We start from the raw sequence: 6,025 nt of genomic DNA on the forward strand, positions 1-6,025 counted from the left end.
GCATGTATTATTAACGCCCTATACGCCAAGACGACACAAAAAGGATAACAAGTGAGGCTTTCAGGATTAGGTTTTTGGAATTTATATTTTTTAGTTAAGTTTGTTCTGTATAGCCGAGGTGATATTTCTTTTGATTTATTTGCAAACTTAGCTTTTTTTGCTTTTCTCGCTATCTCTTTTCAACATATTTGGTTGGCTCGTATTAAGCAGATTCTGAGTGTGGTAATTGGTGCTGCCTTGTTGTATCACGATTCATGGTTGCCCCCGATTTCTCGGCTCACCAAGCAAGCTGGCAATGTACAAGATTTTAGCATCGGCTATTTTTTTGAGATCACGTCGCGCGTTATTAGTTTTGATTTGATTTTTGCGCTTTTCGCTTTGGTGGTTTTTTATTGGTTTACTGTAAAGTGGTTACGTTATACCAGTATTTCTATTATTGGTTTTCTTTATGCGTATTGGCTCGGTGGGGCAGCTGCAGATAATGAGGTTACACCTCAGGTTGCAACCAATAGCCACGTTGTACAAAAACAAGTTCCCGTTTTAGTCTCTGACACTGCAGCGCAAATGACGCCGGATCAACAGTTACAAGACTTTTACCAGCAGCAAAATTTATTACAAAGTCAGTTCCCAAATGCATTTAATGGTCAACCATTTGATGTCGTTGTACTGAATATTTGCTCGTTAGCGACGGCAGATTTAAACGCAATCGGTGTCGAACCTCGTAACCTGTTTGCTGATTTTGATATTTTGTTTAGCCAATTTAACTCAGCAACATCGTACAGTGGTCCTGCGGCAATTCGTTTATTGCGAGCAAGTTGTGGGCAGACAAGTCAAGAGCAATTATTCAAACCTGTTGATGAGCAATGCCAACTATTTACTAATCTTGCTGAACTTGGCTATAAAACCAGTGTGGCGCTAAACCACGATGGTCATTTTGATGACTTTATAGGTTTGATCAGGCAGTACGGCGGTGTTTCTGTGCCGAAACTGGATTTTAGTCAATTTAGTGCCGCGCAATATGGTTTTGACGGCAAACCGATTTATTCTGATGCAGATATCCTAACTAATTGGTTGAAAAAGCAGGGTTCTAGTGAGCAACCTAGAGCTCTTTATTACAACACCATTAGCTTACACGATGGCAACCAAATTGCGGGTCGTGAACGGATGAATAGCTTAGCAAGTTATCCGCTTAGACAGCAGCGGTTATTTAGCGATATTGATAAGTTTATAACTGAGTTAGAAGCGCAAGGTCGCAACGTGCTGTTGGTGGTTGTGCCAGAGCATGGTGCGGCACTGCAAGGCGATAAACTACAATTTTCTGGATTACGTGAAATTCCGAGTCCATCGATAGTGTCGGTGCCTACGGCTGTAAAGTTCATCGGGCCTGACATTAAACATAATGGGCTTAATGTTGTTGATGAGACAATGAGCTATTTTTCTCTTTCAGAATTAATCAATAACACGATGAAGCTCGATTTGTTCACAGGGACGGTACCCATTAATCGCGTGCTTGATAATTTACCGACCTCAGCCAAGGTCGCCGAGAATCAAGATACGGTTATGATGTACATAAAAGGGCAGCCTTACATTCAGCTGGATGGGGGAGAATGGACTAAGTATCCGACTAATTAAGTTCTTTTGTCCAAAATTGTTTACAATAGACTACCCAGTTGCAGGGAGTTAGCGTATTATTCTCATACTATAGGTTCCCGTTTTTTGAGGATGTAATGCGTTTAGATATCCACTGTGCTGACCGAATAGGTATCGCACAAGAGATTCTCAATATCTTGGTGAGTTACCAGGTTGATTTAAAAGGCATCGAAGTAGATTCGGTTAATTGTCGAATGTACGTCAGCTTTCCGCCTATTGAATTTGAACAATTCCAAAAAATCATGCCATCTATCCGTCTGATAGATGGTGTGAAAGACGTTCGTACGACTGCATTCTTACCTTCTGAGCGAGAGCATAATGAGTTAAATACATTACTGCGTGCCTTACCTGATGGTGTTATATCTATCGATGCTAAGGGCTGGGTGCGTTTATGTAATGATGCTGCGTGTCGTGATCTGCAATTATCTGAAAGCGAAGTGATTGGCGCTAACATCAATAACTTGCTTAAAGGTTTTAACTTTACGCGTTGGCTTGAAGGCAAAGAAGTGCTTGGCCAAACTACCCGAGTTGAAGTCGCAGGTGAGGACTTTATTGCCGATATTCTGCCTATTTCAGTACCACAAGGTGCTGAAGGGGATGTGTTAGCCGGCGCCGTAATCAATATCAAATCACAAAGTCGTCTAGGTCAACAAGTCAGTGCGTTTCGTCGTTATGGTCAAGAAAGCTTTGCAACCATCCATAATTTTAGTACTGCAATGCGCCGTGTGGTTCGTGAAGCGCGTAAAATGGCACAGCTTGAAGCGCCGATACTGATTACTGGCGAAACCGGTACTGGTAAAGAGTTACTTGCTCGTGCATGTCATTACGCATCAAACCGCTCAGTAAAACCATTTATCGCTCTGTCGTGTGCTTCATTGCCTGATGATGTCGCTGAGTCTGAGTTATTTGGTTATGCAGGCTATGAAGAAAACGCGGCACCAAAACGTGGCGTTTTAGAGCAAGCTGATGGTGGCACTGTGTTTTTAGACGAAGTTGGTGAAATGTCGACTCAGTTGCAAACTAAGTTACTGCGTTTTTTACAAGACGGTACCTTCCGAAAAGTGGGTGATGAAAACGAAGTAAAAGTAAATGTGCGTATCGTAGCTGCAACACAAAAAGACTTACCCGCAATGGTGCAAGAGGGGACATTTAGAGAAGATCTCTATTACCGAATTAATGTTTTGACCTTAGAAATTGCGCCATTACGTGATAGAAAAGCTGACATTGGTCCGTTAGCAGAGCACTTTATTCAAAAGTATGCCCAGCAAAATGGTCATTCTGTGCCAGTGATGTCTGAAGATTGTTTACGTTTTTTACAAGACTATCCATGGCCGGGTAACGTGCGCCAATTAGAAAACGCGATTTATCGTGCGGTATCTTTGTTAGATGATAACGAATTACGTATTGAGCACTTGCAGTTACCAACGTTTACCCATGATTTAGGTTATCTTGAGTCTGACTTTGAAGGAACCTTAGACCAAGCGGTAAAACGTTTTGAGGCGACTTTACTTCGCAAGCTTTACCCCGCTTATCCAAGCTCTCGCCAGCTCGCTAAGCGATTAGGTTTGAGTCACACTGCAGTGGCAAATAAGCTTCGCGATTACGGCATTAACCGTAAGACAGTGAAGGTTTAATTATATAGTTTAATTAAGCAAAAAAAGGCTTAGGTAAAACCTAAGCCTTTTTCTTTTCGATTAAAAACTATTGTTTGGTACCCATGTCTTTGGTGACACCATCAATGGCGATGCTTTTTATACCCTCATCGTCGAACTTAATAACAACACTGATGTTATTACGGGCAAAAAAGTAGTCTCGATTATCAAGGCTGATAACATAATCACCTTTGACTGAATCGCTGAATTTGCGCTTTTCGAGTTTTAGGGTGTGATCAGCAATCTGCCAGTTGAAGCCTTCAATAAAGCCATTGTTGAACTCCTGAATCCATACTTGTTGATCGTCTTTGCTGAGTGTAATCGCCACTGAGTATGACTCAGGTAATGACATATCATAACTTTTATCACCAATAGTGAACTTCTCAGCATCTTGTTGCCAAGCAAAGCCAAATTTAAAGGCTTTTTCAACACCCGTTGGGTATTTTAAAGTACCGTCACCTGGAAAGTTGAAGTCAGCAAATGCTGAGCTGGTGAAAAAACTTGCAGTGAACAAAGTTACCAAACTAAATAATTTCATTAGGTTATTCTTTTTTTATACTAATATATGCACAGATTAGAGCAGAAAATTCGCCTTAGCAATATGCTGTGATACACTTTGTTCATTATCAACTGGTTAGACCTTTACTGTGAACCTCTATTTTCGACTAATACTGCTGTTTTTTAAAATTAAACGTAATCGTGATTATCAACAATTATTAGACACGATTGATATTGAATTCAAAGCGTTACCGACCGATTGCGATATTAACTTTCATCTGACCAATTCTCGCTACTTAGCAATGATGGATCTTGCCCGTACTTGGATGACTGAGCGAGTGGGCTTGCTAAAGCACATTATGAAGCGCCGCTGGTTCCCAATCGTTAACGCGACAGCTATTACCTACATTCGTGATATTAAACCAATGCAAAAGTACACCGTTAGTACACGCTTGGTTGGTTGGGATCATAAATACTTTTACATTGAGCAAAAGTTTCACTCTGAACGAGGCTTACATGCGATTGCTTATGTGCGCGGTGTATTTAAACGTAAACAAGGTGTTGTCAGCGTTGAAGAGATGCTTGAAGTTGCAGGTTTTAGTGGCGTAGCACCTATTTTGCCCGCAGAAGTGATGCACTGGAAAGAGATGTTAGAACAGAAGAAACTCACAAATAAGTGATACCTCAGGTTAGTTAAAAAAAATGCCAGCTAAGCTGGCATTTTATGGCTTTATAAACAGTTTACTCTGCTGCGCAAACTGCTTCACTAACAAACGTTAAGTCGTTTACGTGTGCTGGGCCATCCATTACGAATGTCGCTTCAGCAGTATTTTGATCTAAGGTATAAATTTTAGCGTTTTCGCCGTTTTCTCTACCTGAAATGTAAATTGTACCGTCATCTGCAATCGCAATGCCTGACGCCCAGTTGATACCGTGCTCACCGATTTGGGTTAATTCAAGGCTACCTTCATCTAATGTGTAAAGCGCTTTACCAGTCAACACGTAAAGTACGTTGTAGTCACTTGAATAAGCGATGTCGCCATCAGAGAATGTGTCACCGTCATAAGAAAGCTTACCTAATACTGTTTTCTCACCTGTAGTTAGGTCAAAATCATACATGTATGTTTTGCTTGTCGCACGTAATGACAGGCCATCTGCAGTCACTGTTGAGCGGTAAATTGGGAATGATGTCGCATCGGCAACTTCAGCTTGCGTGTCGGTAGCTAAATCTAAGCTATAGATTTTTGACGCTTTGTTGCTGCTATCAAGCTGCTCCATGAAGTACAGCATACCGTCTTTGCTAGCAATATTTGATGCTGTATTGTTAAGACCTGCAACAACCGTTACAGCGCTTGATTCTGGGTTAAAGTGATACACATAGCCTTCAGTCTCAGAACCAAAGTTATTAATACCATATAAACCGGTTACAACTGCACATGGTTCAGGTACCTCAGTCATTACGACGTTATCGATGAATGCACCTACTGAATCAGATGTACCCGCGCCTGCAAAGCTCAACACTGAGCTTGCGCTGTCAGCTTCAACTGTAAAGCTGTATTTAGTCCAGCCTTTTGTGCTGCTGTTGACAACGGCTAATGATTCACCATTCCATAAAACTTCTGCTTTGTTTGTTTCTTCATTACCAACTACACGCGCAGAGTAATAGAAGCTCAATTCGTACTTTTTACCAGCTGTTGTCGCAAGAGCTTGTGTGATGCTGTAGTTAGATCTTGAATCTAGCTCAATGTGCTGCTCACCATCTTGTGCTGGAATAATCCCAAGTTTATTGGTTTGAATTTCAAATCTAGCGTTAGCGCTACGAGTCCAACCAGGAATTGCATCAAATAACTGCCATTGACCATTGTGATCGGTCACTGTATCTGTATTTTCAAATGATCCGTTTTCTACTAAATTTGTGCCTGCCATTGCAATACCTGACGCAATAGCTAAAGGTAATAATGCTAGTTTAGTAACCAAGCTTTTCATGACACTCTCCGTTATGTGATTAACATAAAATTAATATTGAATAGTATAATTTTACTGCTTTAAATGGCTTTTGTTCAATTAAGGAACAAGCCGGATTTGCGGTGATTTTACGTTTAATCGTTTAACTTTATGATTTGTAAAAGCTTGTTTTTTGATCGGAAATTTCTGATTTTTCAAGATTTTTTTATAGCTCAAAAAAACCAAACCCTTAAGTGTTAGGGTTTGGTTTTTGCTCTAAT

The 6,025-nt window shown here is 40.7% G+C and carries 5 protein-coding genes; 3 read left to right on the forward strand and 2 right to left on the reverse strand.

From position 1 onward, the window contains the following. The first annotated feature begins 51 nt into the window (after nt 1–51). Together bcsG and tyrR are read left to right on the forward strand one after the other, a co-directional pair. Complete coding sequence (bcsG, locus tag P4S60_RS04730) at nt 52–1,632, forward strand: cellulose biosynthesis protein BcsG (protein ID WP_337115193.1); 1,581 nt, start codon at nt 52–54, stop codon at nt 1,630–1,632. Nucleotides 1,633–1,727: 95 nt separating this feature from the next. Continuing rightward, nucleotides 1,728–3,284 carry a transcriptional regulator TyrR gene (gene tyrR, locus P4S60_RS04735; protein ID WP_054561931.1) on the forward strand — a complete coding sequence of 519 codons (1,557 nt, stop codon included), beginning with the start codon at nt 1,728–1,730 and terminating at the stop codon, nt 3,282–3,284. Between the two features lie 67 nt (nt 3,285–3,351). Here tyrR and P4S60_RS04740 read toward each other — a convergent pair whose 3' ends face one another. Further along, the gene (locus tag P4S60_RS04740) at nt 3,352–3,840 is read right to left on the reverse strand and encodes a hypothetical protein (RefSeq protein ID WP_337115194.1); all 489 of its coding nucleotides are present in this window, start codon (nt 3,838–3,840) and stop codon (nt 3,352–3,354) included. A gap of 109 nt (nt 3,841–3,949) precedes the next feature. On the opposite strand from P4S60_RS04740, the gene P4S60_RS04745 reads away from it, so the two are divergent. Beyond that, nucleotides 3,950–4,480 carry a thioesterase family protein gene (locus tag P4S60_RS04745; protein ID WP_063700236.1) on the forward strand — a complete coding sequence of 177 codons (531 nt, stop codon included), beginning with the start codon at nt 3,950–3,952 and terminating at the stop codon, nt 4,478–4,480. A gap of 61 nt (nt 4,481–4,541) precedes the next feature. Here P4S60_RS04745 and P4S60_RS04750 read toward each other — a convergent pair whose 3' ends face one another. Beyond that, the gene (locus P4S60_RS04750; RefSeq protein WP_337115195.1) at nt 4,542–5,786 is read right to left on the reverse strand and encodes a DUF642 domain-containing protein; all 1,245 of its coding nucleotides are present in this window, start codon (nt 5,784–5,786) and stop codon (nt 4,542–4,544) included. Nucleotides 5,787–6,025 lie beyond the last annotated feature (239 nt).

It is taken from the genome of Pseudoalteromonas sp. Hal040 (assembly GCF_037162425.1).
Classification (GTDB): domain Bacteria; phylum Pseudomonadota; class Gammaproteobacteria; order Enterobacterales; family Alteromonadaceae; genus Pseudoalteromonas; species Pseudoalteromonas gelatinilytica.